Annotated in this window: 15 protein-coding genes; 5 read left to right on the top strand and 10 right to left on the bottom strand. The window is 70.2% G+C overall.

The window, feature by feature from the left end:
• Positions 1–558: 558 nt before the first annotated feature.
• The 3 genes from AC067N_RS34165 to AC067N_RS34155 all read right to left on the bottom strand — a co-directional run bounded on the left by AC067N_RS34165 (position 559) and on the right by AC067N_RS34155 (position 2,642).
• Positions 559–1,347, bottom strand: a complete 789-nt coding sequence (locus AC067N_RS34165; protein ID WP_478682817.1) for a class I SAM-dependent methyltransferase — start codon at positions 1,345–1,347, stop codon at positions 559–561.
• Between the two features lie 199 nt (positions 1,348–1,546).
• Positions 1,547–2,080 (bottom strand): alkyl hydroperoxide reductase, encoded by a 534-nt coding sequence (locus tag AC067N_RS34160; protein WP_478682816.1) that lies wholly within the window; start codon positions 2,078–2,080, stop codon positions 1,547–1,549.
• A 7-nt stretch (positions 2,081–2,087) separates the two neighbouring features.
• Positions 2,088–2,642 carry a peroxiredoxin gene (locus tag AC067N_RS34155; protein ID WP_478682815.1) on the bottom strand — a complete coding sequence of 185 codons (555 nt, stop codon included), beginning with the start codon at positions 2,640–2,642 and terminating at the stop codon, positions 2,088–2,090.
• Positions 2,643–2,805: 163 nt separating this feature from the next.
• On the opposite strand from AC067N_RS34155, the gene AC067N_RS34150 reads away from it, so the two are divergent.
• Positions 2,806–3,753: a LysR substrate-binding domain-containing protein gene (locus tag AC067N_RS34150; protein ID WP_478682814.1), complete on the top strand. Its 948-nt coding sequence runs from the start codon at positions 2,806–2,808 to the stop codon at positions 3,751–3,753.
• Positions 3,754–3,833: 80 nt separating this feature from the next.
• On the opposite strand, the gene AC067N_RS34145 is transcribed toward AC067N_RS34150, so the two are convergent.
• Genes AC067N_RS34145 through AC067N_RS34135 form a run of 3 tightly spaced genes read right to left on the bottom strand, consistent with a single transcriptional unit; the run spans position 3,834 to position 7,401 of the window.
• The gene (locus AC067N_RS34145; protein WP_478682813.1) at positions 3,834–6,191 is read right to left on the bottom strand and encodes an ABC transporter permease; all 2,358 of its coding nucleotides are present in this window, start codon (positions 6,189–6,191) and stop codon (positions 3,834–3,836) included.
• Positions 6,188–6,880, bottom strand: a complete 693-nt coding sequence (locus AC067N_RS34140) for an ABC transporter ATP-binding protein (protein ID WP_478682812.1) — start codon at positions 6,878–6,880, stop codon at positions 6,188–6,190. Before AC067N_RS34140 ends, AC067N_RS34145 begins: the two co-directional genes overlap by 4 nt.
• Positions 6,877–7,401 carry a PadR family transcriptional regulator gene (locus tag AC067N_RS34135; protein ID WP_478682811.1) on the bottom strand — a complete coding sequence of 175 codons (525 nt, stop codon included), beginning with the start codon at positions 7,399–7,401 and terminating at the stop codon, positions 6,877–6,879. Before AC067N_RS34135 ends, AC067N_RS34140 begins: the two co-directional genes overlap by 4 nt.
• Before the next feature lie 333 nt (positions 7,402–7,734).
• On the opposite strand from AC067N_RS34135, the gene AC067N_RS34130 reads away from it, so the two are divergent.
• The gene (locus AC067N_RS34130) at positions 7,735–10,098 is read left to right on the top strand and encodes a transglycosylase domain-containing protein (RefSeq protein WP_478682810.1); all 2,364 of its coding nucleotides are present in this window, start codon (positions 7,735–7,737) and stop codon (positions 10,096–10,098) included.
• 166 nt (positions 10,099–10,264) lie between these two features.
• Here the strand turns inward: AC067N_RS34130 and AC067N_RS34125 are convergent, their stop codons facing one another.
• From AC067N_RS34125 to AC067N_RS34115, 3 genes are all read right to left on the bottom strand, one after another.
• On the bottom strand, positions 10,265–12,391 hold the full coding sequence (locus AC067N_RS34125) for a SpoIIE family protein phosphatase (RefSeq protein WP_478682809.1): 2,127 nt from the start codon (positions 12,389–12,391) through the stop codon (positions 10,265–10,267).
• A gap of 346 nt (positions 12,392–12,737) precedes the next feature.
• Positions 12,738–13,430 carry a cytidylyl-2-hydroxypropylphosphonate hydrolase gene (gene fomD / locus AC067N_RS34120; RefSeq protein WP_478682808.1) on the bottom strand — a complete coding sequence of 231 codons (693 nt, stop codon included), beginning with the start codon at positions 13,428–13,430 and terminating at the stop codon, positions 12,738–12,740.
• Positions 13,431–13,544: 114 nt separating this feature from the next.
• Positions 13,545–14,930 carry a class II fumarate hydratase gene (locus tag AC067N_RS34115; protein WP_478682807.1) on the bottom strand — a complete coding sequence of 462 codons (1,386 nt, stop codon included), beginning with the start codon at positions 14,928–14,930 and terminating at the stop codon, positions 13,545–13,547.
• 147 nt (positions 14,931–15,077) lie between these two features.
• Here AC067N_RS34115 and AC067N_RS34110 point away from each other — a divergent pair, with 147 nt between their 5' ends.
• A complete protein-coding gene (locus AC067N_RS34110) occupies positions 15,078–15,815 on the top strand; it encodes a hypothetical protein (RefSeq protein WP_478682806.1) in 738 nt (245 codons plus the stop codon).
• A 67-nt stretch (positions 15,816–15,882) separates the two neighbouring features.
• Here the strand turns inward: AC067N_RS34110 and AC067N_RS34105 are convergent, their stop codons facing one another.
• Complete coding sequence (locus AC067N_RS34105) at positions 15,883–17,550, bottom strand: fumarate hydratase (protein WP_478682805.1); 1,668 nt, start codon at positions 17,548–17,550, stop codon at positions 15,883–15,885.
• A 218-nt stretch (positions 17,551–17,768) separates the two neighbouring features.
• Here AC067N_RS34105 and AC067N_RS34100 point away from each other — a divergent pair, with 218 nt between their 5' ends.
• A complete protein-coding gene (locus tag AC067N_RS34100) occupies positions 17,769–18,473 on the top strand; it encodes a DUF1707 SHOCT-like domain-containing protein (RefSeq protein WP_478682804.1) in 705 nt (234 codons plus the stop codon).
• Positions 18,474–18,647: 174 nt separating this feature from the next.
• On the top strand, positions 18,648–19,025 hold the full coding sequence (locus tag AC067N_RS34095; RefSeq protein WP_478682803.1) for a WhiB family transcriptional regulator: 378 nt from the start codon (positions 18,648–18,650) through the stop codon (positions 19,023–19,025).
• Positions 19,026–19,123 lie beyond the last annotated feature (98 nt).

Here is a 19,123-nt window from a genome sequence, read left to right as displayed (position 1 = left end):
CCACCATAACCCTTTGTGAGTGATGCTGCGTGCATCGGCGTGCCACAACTACTCTGCGGAGTCGGATGACAGCGTGAGGGTGAGCGCGGAAGGGCTCATTCAGGGTGCGATCGCGTGGGGATCATGGCCTGATCGCGACGGATTCCAAGGGAAAGAAGGGGAATCCCGGCGAAACCATGGGGTTCGCGCATTCTTGTGCGACTCTCGGGGAGCGGCGGCAGGGCGCCCTCATGTGGGTGAAGCGGCGCCGGAACGCCCGCTTGACGCGACCACCGGTTCACGGCACCGCGCAGCCCCCTCCACTGCGCGGTGCCGCCCGCGCAGCTTTGCTCACGCGAATTACCTTGGTCTGAACCTACGCGAGAGGGGCCGTCCAAGCCAAGTCGCGGGCGATAACGATGTGGAAACCGGGGGCGGTCGCGAGGTGTCGCCGCAGGGCGACGGGTGGGCACCCCTTCACCCGAACAGCTCAGCCGGAGGAGCCCGGAAGTGCCCATGGCGGCAACCGGAGTTGGCGAAAGGGAAGACCGCGGGCCGACGCCGCGCACGCCTGACCGGTCACCCGCCCGTCGGCTTGCGGGCCTCGAAGAGATGGCGGGCGCTGTGGGCGACGAAACACCCCTCGCTCACGATCCGCTCGTGGAGGGAGCGCAGCTGGGGCAGATACGCGTCGACCGTGAAGCCGGGCACCATCCACACGACCTTCTTCAGGAAGTGCACCACGGCGGCGATGTCGTAGAACTCCATCCGCAGCCGCTCGGCCCGCAGGTCCACGATCTCCAGCCCGGCGGCCTCGGCGTCGGCGCGTTCCCGGTCGGGGTGCCGGCCGTTGCGGACCTCGTCCGGCAGAGGGCCGGTGAAGTGCTCGACCAGCTCGAAGACGCTGCCGGGTCCCACGTGCTGGGCGAAGTACGTGCCGCCGGGCCTGAGCACCCGGGTGATCTCCGACCAGTGCGCCTGGACCGGGTGGCGGCTGGTGACCAGGTCGAAGGCCTCGTCCGCGAAGGGCAGTGGCGCGTCCTCCGGGCTGGCGACGACCACCGCACCCCGCGGGTGCAGCCGGGCGGTGGCCTTGGCGACGTTCGGCGGCCAGCCCTCCGTGGCGACGGTCAGCCGGGGCAGCCGAGGGGCGGAATCCAGCACCTCTCCGCCCCCGGTCTGGATGTCCAGCGCGGCCGACGCCCGCCCCAGCCGCTCGGCCATCCCCCGCGCGTATCCCCACGAGGGACGTGCCTCGGTGGCCCGCCCCTCGAACCACGAGAAGTCCCACCCCTCGGTGGGCACGGCATCGCCTTCGGCGACGAGATCTTCGAACGCGGGGGAGGTGGGGGAGGGGAGACCGGTCATGGGCAGGGATTCTGCCGAGGGGGGCGCCCGGGATGCGAGCGTTTTTTCAGTGGGCCCGCGCCCCGGCGCCTCGGGTGGCCTGCGCCCCTGAAGGGGCCGCGGGCCACCTTCAGGGGCGCGGGGAACTGCGCGAACAACCCCCACGCACCCGCAGCCGCCGACACCACCCGCACCCCTCACCCACAAGGCGGCCGACGGCCTAATCGCAGAGAATCGACTCCGCCTCCAGCGTGACCCCCACCGCCTGGATCACCGACGCGATCTTGAACGCCTCCTGCACGGTCTCCCGGTCGACCCCGGCCTTCCGCAGGACCTGCTCGTGCGAGTCGAGACACAACCCGCACCCGTTGATCGCGGACACCGCGAACGACCACAGCTCGAAGTCGACCTTGTCGACCCCGGGGTTCCCGAGCACGTTCATCCGCAGCCCGGCCCGCAGATTGCCGTACTCGTGGTCGGAGAGCAGATGCCGCGTGCGGTAGAAGACGTTGTTCATCGCCATGACCGCCGCCGCGGACTTCGCCGCCGTGTAGGCCTCCGGCGACAGGTTCGCCTTGGCCTCGGGCGCGAGCTCCCGCAGCACCACGGCCGACCGCGAGGCGATCGCCGTGGCGAGCACGGTGCCCCACAGCTGCTGCGCGGGCAGCTCGGAGTTGCCGATGACGGACCCCAGGTTGAGGCGGAGGTCCTTGGCGTAGTCCGGTATCGCGGACTTCAGGGCGTCGAGGGACATGGCGGCCTCACTCCCCGGCCAGCAGCTTGACGGGGTCCAGTGTCTCGTCGCCCTTGGTCCAGTTGCAGGGGCAGAGCTCGTCGGTCTGCAGGGCGTCCAGGACCCGCAGGACCTCCTTGGGGTTACGCCCCACGGACCCCGCGGTCACCATGGCGAACTGGATCTCGTTGTTCGGGTCCACGATGAAGACCGCGCGCTTGGCGAAGCCCTCCTCGTCCTCGATGCCGAGGTCCCGCATCAGCTCGTGCCGGGAGTCGGCCATCATCGGGAACGGCAGGTCGCGCAGGTCGTCGTGGTCCTTGCGCCAGGCGTGGTGGACGAACTCGGAGTCGCCGGAGAAGCCGAGGACCTGGGCGTCGCGGTCGGCGAACTCGTCGTTCAGCTTGCCGAACGCGGCGATCTCGGTGGGACACACGAAGGTGAAGTCCTTGGGCCAGGCGAACACGATCTTCCACTGACCCTCGTAGGTCTTGTGGTTGATCCGCTGGAACTCCTCGCCCTTCTCCAGCGAGACGCAGGCCATCAGATCGAACTCGGGGAACTTGTCACCGACAGTGAGCACAGGCTCTCCTTGCAACGCGAAAACACCCCTTGGACCAGGGCTTTCCGACGGGTTGGACGATCTCGATGGTGGCACAGGGTGCATTGATCAATGAAATAGCTACACTCGGTCGGGTTGATCGAAGACGGTTATCAGTGACCGTGAGTGAAAGGCGGGGTCATAGGTGCGGCCTTCCGGAAACGGCGCCGTCCGTCGCCGCCCCAGCCTCTCCCAGCTGCGGGCCTTCGCGGCCGTCGCCGAGCATCTGCACTTCCGTGACGCCGCGACGGCGATAGGGATGAGCCAGCCGGCCCTCTCCGGTGCCGTCTCCGCGCTGGAGGAGACCCTGGGCGTGACGCTGGTGGAGCGTACGACCCGCAAGGTGCTCCTCTCACCCGCCGGTGAGCGCCTGGCCGTACGGGCGCGGGCGGTGCTGGCGGAGGTCGCGGCGCTGATGGAGGAGGCCGAGGCGGTACGGGCGCCCTTCACGGGAGCGCTGCGGCTGGGGGTGATCCCCACGGTGGCGCCGTATCTGCTGCCGACGGTCCTCAACCTCGTCCACGAGCGCTACCCGGACCTCGACCTCCAGGTCCACGAGGAGCAGACCGCGAACCTGCTGGACGGCCTCACCACCGGCCGTCTCGACCTGCTGCTCCTCGCGGTGCCGCTGGGCGTGCCCGGGGTCACCGAACTGCCGCTGTTCGACGAGGACTTCGTCCTCGTCACCCCGCTCGGCCATGAACTGGGCGGCCAGGAGGGCATCCCGCGCGAGGCGCTGCGCGCGTTGCGCCTGTTGCTGCTCGACGAGGGGCACTGTCTGCGTGACCAGGCCCTGGACATCTGCCGCGAGGCCGGCCGTGAGGACGTCCCGGTCACCACGACCGCGGCCGGTCTCTCCACCCTCGTCCAGCTGGTCGCCGGCGGTCTCGGGGTGACGCTGCTGCCGCGAACGGCCGTGACGGTGGAGACGAGCCGGAATCCCCAGCTGCTGACCGGGCGCTTCGCGCATCCGGCGCCGAGCCGCCGTGTCGCCCTGGCCATGCGGACGGGAGCGGCGCGGGGCGCCGAGTACGAGGAACTGGCCGCAGCGCTCAGGGAAGCGCTGCGGCCCCTGCCGGTCCGGGTGCTGTAACGCCTCCCGCGGACGGCGCCTGGCGGACGGGCGCCTGCCGGACGCTCCCAGCGCCGTGCCCGCCTGCCCGGCGAGCCGGACTACTCCGTGCGGAGCCCCTCCGGCCGCATCAGCCGCAGCAGCGGCGGCATGCTCAGGGCCGTGACCAGGACGACGACACCGGCGCCGATGCCGGTCATCGACAGCACGCTCACCCAGTCCACCCCCACGCCGACGTCCGTCATCCTCAGCAGGACGGCGCCCAGGGCCAGGCCGACCGTCATGGCGAGGACGAGGCCCAGGGTGATCGGGATCGCCGTCTGCCACAGCACGGACAGGCCGAGCGTGCGGCGCCGGGTGCCGAACGCGACCAGCGCGGACAGCAGCTTCCTGCGTTCCCGGAGCTGCTCCAGCTGGGAGACGAGGAGGCTCGCGCCGATCAGGACGAGCACGGCGGTCGCGCCGACCAGCAGACCGGTGCGGATGTCCTCGAACTGGTCCAGCCGCCTGGTCGACTCCCACTCCCAGGTCCGGATGAGCGGATCGATCGCCACGGCCGCGTTGCGCACCTCGTCGAGGGCGTCCGGGACCGCGGGGTCCGTCCGTACGTACACGGTGCTGTAGAACAGGGTCTCGGTCTTCGCGGGCAGGGCGCCCGGGGTCGCCATCAGGCCCGACGTCCCGGTACGCAGCGAGTCGGCACGCGCGGACACCCGCTTCATCCCGGCCGGGAGCTTCCAGGCGATCTCGGCGCCCGGGTCGTCACCGCTGTAGGACGGGTCGAAGTACAGGGTGCGGCCGGCGGTGGCCAGGCTCGTCACGGTCGGGTCGGCCGGGTCGGGCAGCACGAAGACGTCGCCGTCGCGGCACGAGGGGATCCTCGCGAGTTCGCGCAGCGCGGCGCAGTCGCCGACGGTCACCTCCGTCGATACCTCGGGGTCCTTGGCCACGCGGGAGACCGTCGCGGTGGACAGCGCCGCGGCGGCCGCCGCGCCCCTGGCCCGCTTCAGCTTCTCGCCGGCCTCGCGCACCGGGAGGTCCTGCGGGAGGGTCAGCTCCATCTGGGCGCGTGTGGTGTCCTTGCCGGTCGATTCCGTGAAGCGGCCCTCGACCCCGGAGAACAGCATCTGCAGGGCGATCGCGCCGGCCACCGCCACCGCGATGCCGTTCACCATGCGGGCCGCCGAGCCGCTGCTCAGCTGGAGCCGGCGTACCGCCAGTTGCCAGGAGACCGCACCGGAGCCCAGCCGGGCGACGAACGCCTCGACCACCCAGGGGAGCAACGCGGTGATGCCGAAGAGCAGCAGGACGACACCGCCGATGACCAGGTACTCGTTGAACCCCCCGTTCTCCGACCCCTGGCCGAGCATCGGGTAGAGCAGGGCGAGACCGGCGAGCGGCAGCAGCAGCCGCCACCAGAGCCTGCGGCGGGCCGGTTTGGCCGTGCGGACCACACCGAGGGGTTCGATGACGACCCCGCGCAGCGCGAACAGCGTGACGAGCACGGCGGCGGCCGGCACCGCGAGCGCGACCAGCAGGGCGAGACCGGGGGAGGGGTTGAGGTCGCTGGGGAACACGCTGACGTCGAACACCTCGACCGAACCGGCCACCTCCCTGCCGAGCAGGAAGAACCCGGTGCCGAAGAGCAGACCCAGGACGGAGCCCGCGAGAGCCTCGCCCGCCGCGATCCGCCGGGTCATGCGGCTGTCGGAGCCGACCAGCCGGAGCGCCGCGAGCCTGCGGTCGCGCCGCTCGCCGCCGAACCGTACGGCCGTGGCGATGAAGACGGCGACCGGCATCAGCAGCACCACGAAGACGACCAGGATGAGCAGCAGCAGGACCGGGTCGACCTCCTCCTCGGGCTGGTCGGCCGTGGACGTGCCGAACCGGTCGATCCGGGCCACCACCGAGCCGTCGATCCGCTCGGCGAGCCCTTCGGCGCCGGCGTAGTAGGCGAGGTCGCCCGAACCGATGAGCCCAGTCCTGCCGATGGTGCCCACCGTCTTGTACGGCAGCCGGTCGTGCAGCAGTTTCCCGGCGTCGGACCCCAGCAGCTCGGAGAGGGCGGGGGAGACGACCATCTCGCCCGGAGCGGGGAACTCCGCCACCCCCGGCGGCAGTGGCGCGTCGGCGCCCTCGGGTTCGAGGAGCCGTCCCCGGATCTCCTGGTGCCGGTACTCGGTGTCGGTGTCGGCGACGAGCAGGCTCCGGCCGGTCGGCTTGGACTCGCTGTTGTTCTCGAGGTATCCGATCCCCCGGTCCTGGCGGGCCTCCTCCCGGGCATCCCGCGTGGACATGACATTCGGAACGGCCGCGGTGAGCAGGAGCAGCGCCACCCCGAGGCCCACCCCGAACGCGGTGAGCACGGCGCGCACCCATCCCTCACGGCCCCCGGTGAAGGTGAACCGGACGCCCATCGCCAGGTCCCGGTACCACTGGCCGACGACAGCGGACTTCATATGACGCGCTCCATGTCCCGCGACTTCCCGTCCCGTACGACGATCTCGCGGTCGGAGTACGCGGCCACCCGCGCCTCGTGCGTGACCAGGACGACCGCCGCGTTGGTGGACCGGGCCGCCTCCGTGAGCAGCTCCATCACCCGCTCGCCGTTGAGCGAGTCGAGCGCGCCGGTGGGCTCGTCCGCGAACAGCACCCGCGGGCCGGTGACCAGCGCACGGGACACGGCGACCCGCTGGCCCTGACCGCCGGAGACCTCACCGGGACGCTTGCGGGCGAGGTCGTCGACCTCCAGCCGCGCCATCCAGGACAGTGCGGTCCGCTCGGCCTCCTTGCGGGAGGTGCCGTTCAGCCGGAGCGGCAGCGCCACGTTCTCCACGCAGGTCAGCTCGGGCACCAGCTGGCCGAACTGGAAGACGAACCCGAACTCGCTGCGCCGGAGCGCGCTGCGCTGGGCGTCGTTCATGGTGGCCATCTCGCGGCCGTTGTACGTGATCGACCCGGAGTCGGGCGTCACGATCCCGGCGAGACAGTGCAGCAGCGTCGACTTGCCGGAGCCGGAGGGCCCCATCACCGCGACGACCTCGCCGGGGTGGATGGAGAACCCGGCGCCGTCCAGCGCGGTCGTCGGACCGTAGGCCTTGCGCAGGTCGGTCGCGACGAGCAGGGAGCCGGCGGGCGGCGGGGTCATCGGGTCACCACCTCGGCCAGCTTGCCCAGTCGGGCGGCGGTCAGCTCCAGCCATCGCAGGTCGGCCTCCAGATGGAACAGGGCGTGGTCGCAGATCAGCTGGTCGGCGAGATCGCCCTTGCGCTTGCGGTCGGTGAGGATGCGCATCATGCGCAGGTGCTCGGAGCGCTGGGTGTCGAGGATGTCCGCCGCGTCCCGGTGCGTGAGCAGGGCGAGCACGACCTTCGTGTAGAGGGTCGACTGCAGATACGGCTCCGGCTTCTCCGGAGTGGCGAGCCACCGCTGGACATCGGTGATGCCCGCCTCGGTGATCGCGTACCGCTTGCGCTCGGGCCCGTCGCCGGGCTCGATGCCGTCGACCTCGACCAGGCCGTTCTTCAGCAGTCGGGACATCGTCGAGTAGACCTGGCCGTAGTGCAGCGGCCGGTCGTGACCGAACTTCTCGTCGAAGGCCCGCTTCAGGTCGTAACCGTGTCGGGGCCCGGACTCCAGGAGTCCCAGGAGTGTGTGACCGATGGACATGACACGACTGTACACACCGCGTATACACACCACGTATACCTGCCGTGTATAGGTCGCGACGAGAGGTGGATCCGCCGCAGGTCACACGTGAATGTCACGGTTCTGTCACCACGGCCGCTCGCAACGCCCGGGCCTGTCGGGGCAACCATCACCCCTGCTGGAACGTCCGTTCCGGTGGGACGAGGTATGCGACCGTCCGCGGCGCGTGCGCATTGTCACGCCGGAAGCGGCCCTACCGACTCCTCTTTGGCACAGTCCTCGGTGTTAGCTTGCTGAGCTGACATTGACCCGAGTGACGTATGAGACCGAGCAGAGGCGGAGCGGACCGGAGCCATGGGACGAGCGGAAGAAAGACGAGCGCGGCAACGCGGCGGTCGCCGCGCGGCGCCCAAGCGCTCGTCCGGGGCTGAGGCGGGGGCGACCGCGGTCATAGACGCGCCCGCCGGCGGCGGACGGGCCGCCGCCCGGGCCGCGGCCAAGGGCGGCGGGAAAAAGAAGAAGACCGGTATACGCCGCCTCTTCACCTGGAAGAAGATCGTCGGCACGTTCTTCGGGCTGTGCCTGCTCCTCATGGGCGCGTTCGTCGTGCTCTACATGATGATCGACATCCCCAAGGGGAACCCGGACGCGACCAAGGAAAGCAACGTCTACCAGTTCAAGAACGGTGACCTCCTCGCGCGTACGGGCAAGGGCACGACCGCTCGCGAGATCGTCGGACTCGACCAGGTCCCCCCGAAGGTCCGGATGACCTTCGTCGCCGCCGAGAACAAGACCTTCTACTCCGACCCGGGCGTCGACTTCAAGGGCATGACCCGCGGTGTGATCAACACGCTGTCCGGCAAGGGCAAGCAGGGCGGCTCGACGATCACCCAGCAGTACGTCAAGAACTTCTACCTGACCTCGGACCAGACGGTGACCCGCAAGCTCAAGGAGCTGGTCATCTCCCTGAAGCTGGAGCGCGAGAGGTCCAAGGACTACATCCTCGCGGGCTACATCAACACCAGCTACTACGGCCGCGGCGCCTCCGGCATCCAGGCGGCGGCCCAGGCGTACTACCGCAAGGACGCCAAGGAACTCACCGTCGCCGAGGGCGCGTACCTCGCCGCCCTCCTCCAGGCCCCCAGCCAGTACGACCTGGCCGTCGCCACCCCGACCGGAAGGAAGCTGGTCACGGCGCGCTGGAACTACGTGCTGGACAACATGGTCGAGATGAAGCAGCTGGACGCTTCCGAGCGCGAGGCGATGAAGTTCCCGAAGCTGAAGCCGCCGCAGGCCACACCCGACATGGCCGGTCAGACGGGCTATCTGGTGGAGGCCGCCAACAGCGAGCTGGCCCGCCAGCTCGTGGCCAGCAACAGGGCGGACAACCGTGAGCAGGCCGTGGCGCTCATCGACAAGGGCGGCTGGACCATCAAGCTCAACATCGAGCCCAAGAAGCAGGCCGCACTGGAGAAGGCCGTCAAGCAACGGCTCACCAGCAAGCTCGACCCCAAGAAGCGCAAGGTCGACGCACACATCCAGGCCGGCGCCGTCTCCGTCGACCCGAAGTCCGGCAAGGTCGTCGCCATGTACGGCGGCGTCGACTACGTGAAGCACTACCAGAACAACGCCACGCGCCGGGACTACCAGCCCGCCTCCACCTTCAAGCCGGTGATCCTCGCCGCCGCCGTGGACGGAGCCGCCGAGACCCAGGACGGCGACCCGATCGCCGCGAACACCATCTACGACGGGGACAGCAGGCACCAGGTCCTCGACAACGGCACCAAGGTCGGCTTCGCCCCGCCCAACGAGGACAACGTCAACTACGGCGACGTCACCGTGCAGACCGCCATGAACAAGTCCATCAACTCCGTCTTCGCCCAGATGGGCGTCGACGTCGGGATGGAGAAGGTCATGGAGGTCGCCGGAAAGCTCGGCATGGACACCGAGGGCATGCAGGCGGTGCCCGCCCAGACCCTCGGCTCCATGGGCGCGAGCCCGCTGGAGATGGCAGGCATCTACGCCACCCTCGACAACCACGGCAAGAAGGTCACCCCGACCATCCTCGCCTCGGCCAAGCACCGGAACGGGCCGGTCGACATCGCCGACCCGATCGGCGAGCGGGTCATCACCCGCGAGGCGGCCGACACGGTCACCTCGGTCCTCACGGGCGTGGTCGACGACGGTACGGCCAAGATCTCGGTCCGGGACAACCCCGCCCGCAACGGCCAGCAGGTCGCGGGCAAGACGGGTACCTCCGACGAGAACCGCTCCGCCTGGTTCACCGGTTACACCCCGAACCTGGTGACCTCCGTCGGCCTCTTCGGCGAGGACATGAGCAAGAACGGCAAGCACGTCCCGATGTACGGGGCGGCCGGCGTCGAACGTGTCAACGGCGGTGGGTTCCCCGCCCAGATCTGGGCCACGTACACCTTCGGCGTGATGGGCGAGAAGACCAAGTTCGACCTGGAGACCACCCAGGGCGCCGCGGTCGCACCGACGGAGTCCCCGAGCCAGAGCCCGACCCCGTCGGAGTCCCCGGAGACCACGCCGGAGGAGACCCCCGAGACGACGCCGGAGGAGACCCCCGAGACGACGCCGGAGGAGACCCCCGAGACGACGCCCGAGGAGACCCCCGAGACCACGCCCGAGGAGACCCCGAGCGACGGCGAGATCGACCTGCCGCCGGACCCCAACGACCCACAGGCAGGCGGCTGACGGCACAGGCAGGCGGCCGGCCACACAAGAAGGGGGCGCCCGGTGAAAACCGGGCGCCCCCTCTGTACTTCAGGGGCGCGGGGAACTGGGCGATCAACCACCCGCAAGCCGCAGTCCGCAGACAACGGACGCCCCGAGCTGTGACCGGATCGACCCGGCGGAGCGCTCACGCCTGGTTCAGCTCGAACCAGACGACCTTCCCCGCGCTCAACCGCGTCGCTCCCCACCGCTTCGCCAACCGGTTGACGAGATAGAGCCCGCGCCCGCCCTCGTCGGTCGCCCGCGCCTGCCTCAGCCGCGGCAGCTGCGGCACGTCATCGGTCACCTCGCACCGCAGTACATCGGTCCGCAGCAACCGCAGGGTCACCGGCCGGGTCGCGTACCGCACCGCGTTCGTCACGACCTCACTGATCAGCAACTCGACCGAGTCGGTCAGTTCCTCCAGCCCCCAGCGGGACAGCGCATGACGTGCGAGACGACGGGCCCGCCCCGGAGCCATCTCCTCCGGTTCCAGGAACCAGTACGCGACGTCACTGGGCGCGATGCCGTCGAAGCGGGCGGCGAGCAGCGCGATGTCGTCGTCCCGGTCACCCGGACCGAGCATGTCGAGCACCTCGTCGCACAGGGCTTCCAGCGGCGGCGGATGATCCGGCCCGGTCAGCTGCGCGGTCGCGGCGAGCTTCTCGCGCAGCTGCTCTATCCCGGTCCACACGTCCCTCAGCCGGGACTCCACCAGCCCGTCGGTGTACAGCAGCAGCGTGCCCCCGGCCGGCGCGTCCAGCTCCACCGCCTCGAAGTCCACCCCGCCCACACCGATCGGCGCCCCCGGCGGCACCCGCAGCACCTCGGCACGCCCGCCCAGATGCAGCAGGACCGGCGGCGGATGCCCGGCGTTGGCGATGGTGATGCGGTGCGAGACCGGGTCGTAGACGGCGTACAGGCAGGTCGCCATCCGGTCCGTACCCAGCCGCTGCGCCTGCTCGTCGAGGTGGTGCAGCACCTCCTGCGGAGGAAGGTCCAGCCCGGCCAGCGTCTGCGCGGTCGTCCGCAGCTGGCCCATGATCGCGGCGGACGTCATCGAGTGGCCCATGACGTCGCCCACGACCAGCGCGACCCGGCTCCCCGGCAGGGGAATCGCGTCGTACCAGTCACCGCCGACCCGTGCCGTCTCCGCGGCCGGCAGATACCGGTGCGCGAGCCGGACGCCGGTGCACTTCGGCAGGGCCTCCGGAAGCATCGTGCGCTGCAGCTCGTCGGCGATGTACGCCTCACGCCCGTACAGCACCGCCTTGTCGATGCCGAGCGCGCTGTGCGTGGCGAGCTGGGCGGCGACCAGCAGATCGTCCTGTTCGAACGCCATCCGCTCCGGGCGGCGCAGGAACACGGCCGCACCGATCACCCGGCGCCGGCCGCGCAGCGGGGCGAGGATCGCCCGCTGTCCCGTCGGCACCGTCAGTTCGGCGTCCGGACCGAGCAGTTCCGGCAGCGCGTCGTGCGCGGCGGGCGCGTCCGCGAAGACCGGCCGCACCCCGCGCAGCACCTCGGCGAGGGCCCCGCCGGGCCGTACCTCGCACTGCTCGGCGGTGACGACCGCCAGATCGACGGGCTCGGGCTGGAGCGGGGGCGTGAAGCCGCCCTCGGTGTCCCGCTCCTCGGGGATCCGGTCGGTGCGGCGCAGCCGCAGCAGCATGGGCCCGGTGGGCCGCTCGTCACCGACGGGCAGCGGCTCGCGCAGATACACGAGGATCGCGTCGGAGAACGTCGGCACCGTCGCCCGGCACAACCCCATGACGATCTCGTCCAGATCGAGGCCGCGGGCGATCCGCCGGGTCGCGGCACCCACGAACCGCAGCCGGTCGCCGTCCCGCCGCATCGGCATGGGGGCACCCGGCGGGACACCCTGCCCGCTGCGCCGCTCCAGACCGCCGGCCGGGCCGGAGGACCGCTCGCCCTCACCGCCGGGCTGCGCCGGAATGGTCTCCGGTGCGGGGCGGGGGCGGTGCGGGTCGGGCTCGGTGGCCGCGGGCTGGGAGTGCTCGGAGAGCGCCGGCTGGGCATGTTCCGCAGGGGTGTCGCCGCTCTTCGGACACTGGGTCGCCGTGCCCGGCTCGGCGGCCGCGTCACCCGTACGGGCCTGCGCGTCACCCATGCGTGCCTGTGCGGGTAAGGCGGCGGGCGCCGCACGCAGCGGCTCCTGGGTACGCAGGACCGCCCCGCGGGCATCCGTGGGGCCGGCGCCGCCCTGAGGGCGCTCATGGGAGGTGGGGTGCTCCGTCACGCGTGTCGAATCCATCCGTCCGGGACTGCGCGAGCTACGCGCAGTTCGTCCCGCAGCAAACCCGATACTTCGTCCCGCAGAAAGGCCGATACCCGGATTACGTGCCCCAGGAACGGATTTCCCGCGTGGTCAGAGGCAGTTCCTGTGCCACACACGGTACCGGCGGACCCGCCGGACGACAGTGCCGACCGTCCGTCTGGCCTTCTCCGGTTTCTGCCGGTGTGGCCCTCGTACCCCTTGATCACGTCCTGCCGCCCCTCGGTGACGTATGGTCAAGCACTGCGCGAACTGCGGGAGTTGCCCCTGTGAATCCTCGCGGAGGACGATCCTACGGTTGTGGACCGGGGGCGCATCAAGGGTCTCATGAGGACAAGTGCGCGGGCGTGCGGTCCCAGTCGTCAGGGAGAGACGGTACTCCCCACTCGGGATTCGGGCGCCAGTGCTGCCAACCGTCCGAGAACGGCCGGCCCCAGGCGCGGATCGTCTCCACCGCCGAGCGCCCCGCCTCCCGCACCCGTTCCGCCACGTGACCGTCCATCAGCCCGTCCTGCTGAGCCTGGGCGAACTCGTCCTCGTCACGCCAGTCCCAGGACCGGTCCGGATACACACAGATGTCCAGGAAGTGGTCCACGGAGTCCACGCCGCCGTCCCAACGGGACAGCGGCGTCTCCAGGTTGACGTACCAGTTCTTGAAAAGCCAACCCGGCTCCCAGAACAGCCACACCGACCACGGCTCTCCCGGCCGGGCCAGCTTCAGCACACCCGTGCCGAACCACCGGTCGCGCAGGACCTCGCGAGGCCTCTTGTAGCGGGTGGCGAGCGGCTCCGCGTGCAGGGGGGTGCCGTCGGCGAGGACGGGCTTCACGCACTCGGTGCCGGGGGCCATCCACACGGCCAGCATTTCCTCGTCGTCACGGACCACGGTGACGGGCCGCGCGATGTGGAAGCGCTCGCCCGCGTTCTCCCGGTAGCGCCACAGGATGTGACGTCCCGGCTCCCAGAACGCCGTCGGGCCGCTCGCTTCCGCTCGTCTCACCGCTCCACCATCCGCCATGCACAGATATTAGGTGTCATGCGCATATGACGCTGCGGTACCGGTGATGGTTCACACCTGGGCGGGAATCGGTTACCCGTGTGTCATCCGGGCGTGCCGCCCCACGCCGTCCGGTCACGGCCGTGTCATCCGCAGGACATCCAGCGCCTCGTCGAGCTGTTCCACCGTCAGATCGCCGCGGTCCACGTACCCGCTCTCCAGCACGACCTCCCGGATGGTCTTCCGCTCGGCCAGCGACCTCTTGGCGACCTTCGCCGCCTCCTCGTATCCGATGTACTTGTTGAGCGGGGTGACCACCGACGGCGAGGACTCGGCGTACTCCCGGGCCCGCTCCCGGTGGGCGACGATCCCGTCCACGGTCCGGTCGGCGAGCAGCCGGGAGACGTTCGCCAGCAGGCGGATCGACTCCAGGACGTTCTTCGCGATGACCGGCAGCATGACGTTGAGCTCGAAGTTGCCGGAGGCGCCCGCGACGGCGACCGTCGTGTCGTTCCCCGTGACCTGGGCGGCGACCATGAGGACGGCCTCCGGGATCACGGGGTTGACCTTGCCGGGCATGATCGAGGAGCCCGGCTGGAGGTCCGGCAGGGAGATCTCCGCGAGCCCGGTGCGCGGCCCGGACGCCATCCACCGCAGATCGTTGGCGATCTTGGTGAGGGACACGGCGATCGTGCGGAGCTGCCCGGACGTCTCGACGACGCCGTCCCGCGCGCCCTGCGCCTCGAAGTGGTCCCGCGCCTCGGTCAGCGGCAGCCCGGTGACCCGTGCGACCTCGGCGATCACGGCGGCGGCGAACCCGGGCGGGGTGTTGATGCCGGTCCCCACGGCCGTACCGCCCAGGGGCAGTTCGGCGAGCCGTGGCAGCGACGCCCGCAGCCGCTCGACGCCGTACCGGACCTGGGCCGCGTATCCGCCGAACTCCTGGCCGAGGGTGACCGGTGTGGCGTCCATCAGGTGCGTACGGCCGGACTTCACGACGTCCGCGAACTCCTCCGCCTTGCGGGAGAGCGCGGTCGCGAGGTGTTCGAGCGCCGGGATCAGATCGTGGGTGACGGCGGCGGTGGCGGCGATGTGGAGGGAGGAGGGGAACACGTCGTTGGACGACTGGGAGGCGTTGACGTGGTCGTTGGGGTGGACGGGCCGGCCGAGCCGCTCGGTCGCCAGGGTGGCGATGACCTCGTTGGTGTTCATGTTCGACGAGGTCCCGGAGCCGGTCTGGAACACGTCCACCGGGAAGTGCTCGTCCCACCTGCCGTCCGCGACCTCCGCCGCCGCGTCCTGGACGGCCTGCGCGATGTCCTCGTCGAGCACCCCCAGCTCGGCGTTGACCTTCGCGGCGGCGCCCTTGATCCGCGCCAGGGCCTCGATGTGGGCGCGCTCGATGCGCTGCCCCGAGATCGGGAAGTTCTCCACCGCCCGCTGGGTCTGCGCACGCCACTTGGCGTCCGCGGGGACCCGGACCTCGCCCATGGAGTCGTGTTCGACGCGGTAGTCACTCATGACCGGTACAGCGTCCCGGCCCGTCACGATGTTCCCGGCTTCCCTCGGACGAGTGAGGGCGGAATTCCACGGGCCCTTGTCGGCGGTGTGCAGTAGCGTCGCCGCGTCGACCCGACGGTCGAACGAACTCCGACGAAAGAACGTGCATTGAGAAGCGCTGTCATACGCCGGTCCTGCGCGGCCGGCGTCGCCGTCCTGTCGCTGACCCTCCTGGCCGGCTGCTCGGACTCCGGCGAGGGCGGTAAGGACCCGGGCAAGGGCGGCTCCGGTTCCGCCGGGGAGAAGAAGCCGGCCGCCCTGTCCGCCGCGGACCTGGAGAAGGTCGTGCTGAAGGACGGGGACGTCAAGGGCCACAAGGTCACCGCCCCCACCGTGACCGTCGAGCAGAAGGACGTCAGGACCGAGGACGAGGCGTGCGCCCCGCTGGCGTACGCGGCGATCGGCTCGGTCATCGACCGGCCCGGCGCCACCGTGCAGCGCGAGACGGCCAGTGTGCCGAACGCCGCGGACCCCAAGAGCCTCGACGTCACCCGCACGCTGATCCGCCTGTCCTCCTACGAGGGCGACGGCGCCGAGGCCGCGCTGGACTCACTGACCAAGTCGGTGGACGCCTGCGCCAAGGGCTTCGAGGTCACCGCCGACGGCACGGACCAGCAGGTCACCAAGGTCGCGAAGACCGAGGCTCCCGAAGGCACCGACCAGGCCGTCGCCCTGGACGTCGTGTCCGAGGCCGAGGGCGCCAAGGTCCCGATGAAGGTCCTCGTGATCCGCAAGGGCGGCACGGTGGGGTACTTCACCGCGCTGAACATCGGGTCCCTCGCCACGGGCAAGGACTTCGACTTCCCGGCCGAGATCGCGGACGCGCAGATCGCCAAGCTGGACTGACGGCCCGTCACGTACCCCGCGCCCCTGGGAGGGCTTCGCCCCTCAGGGGCGCGGGGTCGCGCCGTGACTAGGCCAGGCCCGGGCCGCGGACCGGGATGGTGGTGAACGTCGGGGCGGGCGCCGGGTCCTTGAAGAAGTCGTTGCCCTTGTCGTCGACGACGATGAACGCCGGGAAGTCCTCGACCTCGATCTTCCAGACGGCCTCCATGCCGAGCTCCTCGTACTCGACGACCTCGACCTTCTTGATGCAGTCCTGGGCGAGGCGGGCCGCGGGGCCGCCGATGGAACCCAGGTAGAAGCCGCCGTGCGTGCCGCAGGCGTCGGTGACCTGCTGGGAGCGGTTGCCCTTGGCCAGCATCACCTTGGAGCCGCCCGCCGCCTGGAACTGCTCCACGTAGGAGTCCATGCGGCCGGCCGTCGTCGGACCGAAGGAACCGGAGGCGTACCCCTCGGGGGTCTTCGCCGGGCCTGCGTAGTACACCGGGTGGTCCTTCAGGTACTGCGGCATCTCCTCGCCCGCGTCCAGCCGCTCCTTGATCTTGGCGTGCGCGATGTCGCGGGCCACGACCAGCGGACCGGACAGCGACAGCCGGGTCTTGACCGGGTACTTGGTCAGCTCGGCGAGGATGTCGTCCATCGGCTGGTTGAGGTCGATCCGCACCACGTCGCCGGCCTCGTCGAGGTGCTCGTCGGTGGTGTCCGGCAGGAACCGCGCCGGGTCCGTCTCCAGCTGCTCCAGGAAGACGCCCTCGGCGGTGATCTTCGCGACGGCCTGGCGGTCGGCGGAGCAGGAGACGGCGATCGCGACCGGGCAGGACGCGCCGTGCCGGGGGAGCCGCACGACCCGGACGTCGTGGCAGAAGTACTTGCCGCCGAACTGCGCGCCGATGCCGATCTTCTGCGTCAGCTCGAAGACCTTCTCCTCCAGTTCCTTGTCCCGGAAGCCGTGGCCGAGCGGAGAACCCTCGGACGGGATCTCGTCCAGGTAGTGCGCGGAGGCGTACTTGGCGGTCTTGAGCGCGTACTCGGCGGACGTACCGCCCACGACGATCGCGAGGTGGTACGGCGGGCAGGCGGCCGTGCCCAGCGAACGGATCTTCTCCTCCAGGAACTTCATCATGGAGGCCTCGTTCAGGACGGCCTTCGTCTCCTGGTAGAGGAACGACTTGTTGGCGGAGCCGCCGCCCTTGGCCATGAACAGGAACTTGTACGCTCCGCCGTCCGTCGCGTACAGCTCGATCTGGGCCGGGAGGTTGGAGCCGGTGTTCTTCTCCTCCCACATGGTGAGCGGAGCCATCTGCGAGTAGCGCAGGTTGAGCTTGGTGTACGCGTCGTAGATGCCCTGGGAGAGCGCCTTCTCGTCCCCGCCCTCGGTGAGGACGTTCTGGCCGCGCTTGCCCATGACGATCGCCGTGCCGGTGTCCTGGCACATGGGCAGGACGCCCGCCGCCGCGATGTTCGCGTTCTTCAGCAGGTCGAGCGCGACGAACTTGTCGTTGCCCGACGCCTCGGGGTCGTCGATGATCCGGCGCAGCTGCGCCAGGTGGGCCGGGCGCAGATAGTGCTGGATGTCGTGGATGGCCTCGGCGGCCAGCTTGCGCAGCGCCTCCGGCTCCACCTTGAGGAAGGTGCGCCCGTCGGCCTCGAAGGTGGAGACACCCTCGGAGGTCACCAGCCGGTACGGAGTGGTGTCCTCTCCCATGGGGAGCAGATCGGTGTACTCGAACTCAGGCATCGGTGCCCATTCCTCACTAGACAGGCTGATTCTCAGACGCGCTCAGACGCGGCTCGCCTCCGGGGGCGCCGAGGTCTGTGGCTCACACCGGCGGCCGGCCTCCATCGGCGGCGTCCACCAGCGTAGAACCTGGCGCCGACGGCGGGTCTGTGAGGTAAGGCTCAGTTCCACTCCCAGGGGGTCTATCGCGATCTATCGTGTGTCGGTACGCTGCTGCCGTGGACCTTCAGAAGCAGACCGGGACGCGCGTCGCCGCCGCCGAGTTGCGTGCCTCGGACGCCGACCGTGACCGCATCACCGACATCCTTCGTGACGCCCTCGCCGAGGGGCGCCTCACCGCCGAGGAGCACTCCGAGCGGGTCGAGGGCGTGCTGGCCGCCAAGACGGTCGGCGAACTGGACGTGTTCATCCGGGACCTGCCCGCCGCGCACAAGCCGTCGGCGTACGCGCCGCCGTCCTCCGTGCCCAACCGCCCCACGCCCGGCTCCATCCCGATCGACGCGGACGAGCGTCTGCTCGCGGTCTTCAGCTCCTCGGTCCGCAAGGGCCGCTGGCGTGCGGGCCGCCGCATCCACGCGTACGCCGTCTTCGGCAGTGTCGAGATAGACCTCAGCGAGGCACTCTTCGAGCACCGCCAGGTGATGATCAGGGCCGTCTCCCTCTTCGGCAGCGTGGAGATCCGCGTCCCGGAGAACGTCTCCCTGCGCGGCAGCGGAGGCGGTGTCCTCGGCGCCTTCGAGGTGGACAACCTGGATTCCGGTGAGCCGGACGCGCCCGTGGTCTATGTGGACGGCTTCGCCGTACTGGGCAGCGTCGAGGCGAGGCCCAGGCGCGGCAGGATGATCGCCGATCTCCTCGGCCGCGTGACCGATCATGTCGCCCGCAAGGTCGACGGCAGTTTGCGCAAACATCTTGACCGTTGACGCCTGTGAATCCGATCGCTCCCGGACCGTTCCCGAAGGGGTTCGGTCCGCTTGTGACAGCCCGGTGAGAGCGCCGGATTCCGGCGGTTGGGGACTCAGTGCATAGGCCCGCGCACAGCGGGTAGGCCTTGCTGCATCGTCTCTCGCTCGCGAAGCCGTCGTCAGGAGTAGACCGTGCTGCAACCGCCGCATTCGTCCCTGCAGGTCGCTGCCGTTCCGCCCCAGCGGGTGCCAGTGCGAGACAGGGATCAGGACGCCCCGTGGCACACGGAGGCCGTGTGCCGGCGTGACGAGGCCGGGCTGTTCTTCGCCCCCTCCAAGGAACCCACCGCGGCCCGGCTCTCCCGCGAGGAGGCCGCCAAGCGTGTCTGCGCCCGCTGTCCCGTCATGGTCGAGTGCCGGGAACACGCACTCCTGCAACCGGAGCCGTACGGCGTCTGGGGCGGCCTGACCGCGGCGGAACGGCGAGTGGTGCTCGCCCGAAGGCGCCGCCGGGACCTGGAGTTGAAGAAGGCGGCAAGGACGGCCGGGACGATAGCCGCGGCGGGCTAGCCGCAAGGCCGTGAAGTTAACGGGTCTCGCGGTGTTGTCCAGGGGCCTGTAGGTGAGGGTTTGGCCGGACATGAAGAGCGGAGCCCCGGTAGAACTGG

This window comes from Streptomyces sp. NPDC042364, assembly GCF_056437585.1.
Note: the sequence above shows the minus strand (reverse complement) of the source record. Positions and strands in the feature narration are given on the sequence as shown.

What these genes read in the sequence shown, in the direction of transcription:
- AC067N_RS34165 (WP_478682817.1), bottom strand. Translation starts at nt 1,347, where the DNA reads ATGACCGGTCTCCCCTCCCCCACCTCCCCCGCGTTCGAAGATCTCGTC.
- AC067N_RS34160 (WP_478682816.1), bottom strand. Translation starts at nt 2,080, where the DNA reads ATGTCCCTCGACGCCCTGAAGTCCGCGATACCGGACTACGCCAAGGAC.
- AC067N_RS34145 (WP_478682813.1), bottom strand. Translation starts at nt 6,191, where the DNA reads ATGAAGTCCGCTGTCGTCGGCCAGTGGTACCGGGACCTGGCGATGGGC.
- AC067N_RS34140 (WP_478682812.1), bottom strand. Translation starts at nt 6,880, where the DNA reads ATGACCCCGCCGCCCGCCGGCTCCCTGCTCGTCGCGACCGACCTGCGC.
- AC067N_RS34135 (WP_478682811.1), bottom strand. Translation starts at nt 7,401, where the DNA reads ATGTCCATCGGTCACACACTCCTGGGACTCCTGGAGTCCGGGCCCCGA.
- AC067N_RS34130 (WP_478682810.1), top strand. Translation starts at nt 7,735, where the DNA reads ATGGGACGAGCGGAAGAAAGACGAGCGCGGCAACGCGGCGGTCGCCGC.
- AC067N_RS34125 (WP_478682809.1), bottom strand. Translation starts at nt 12,391, where the DNA reads ATGGATTCGACACGCGTGACGGAGCACCCCACCTCCCATGAGCGCCCT.
- fomD (WP_478682808.1), bottom strand. Translation starts at nt 13,430, where the DNA reads ATGGCGGATGGTGGAGCGGTGAGACGAGCGGAAGCGAGCGGCCCGACG.
- AC067N_RS34115 (WP_478682807.1), bottom strand. Translation starts at nt 14,930, where the DNA reads ATGAGTGACTACCGCGTCGAACACGACTCCATGGGCGAGGTCCGGGTC.
- AC067N_RS34105 (WP_478682805.1), bottom strand. Translation starts at nt 17,550, where the DNA reads ATGCCTGAGTTCGAGTACACCGATCTGCTCCCCATGGGAGAGGACACC.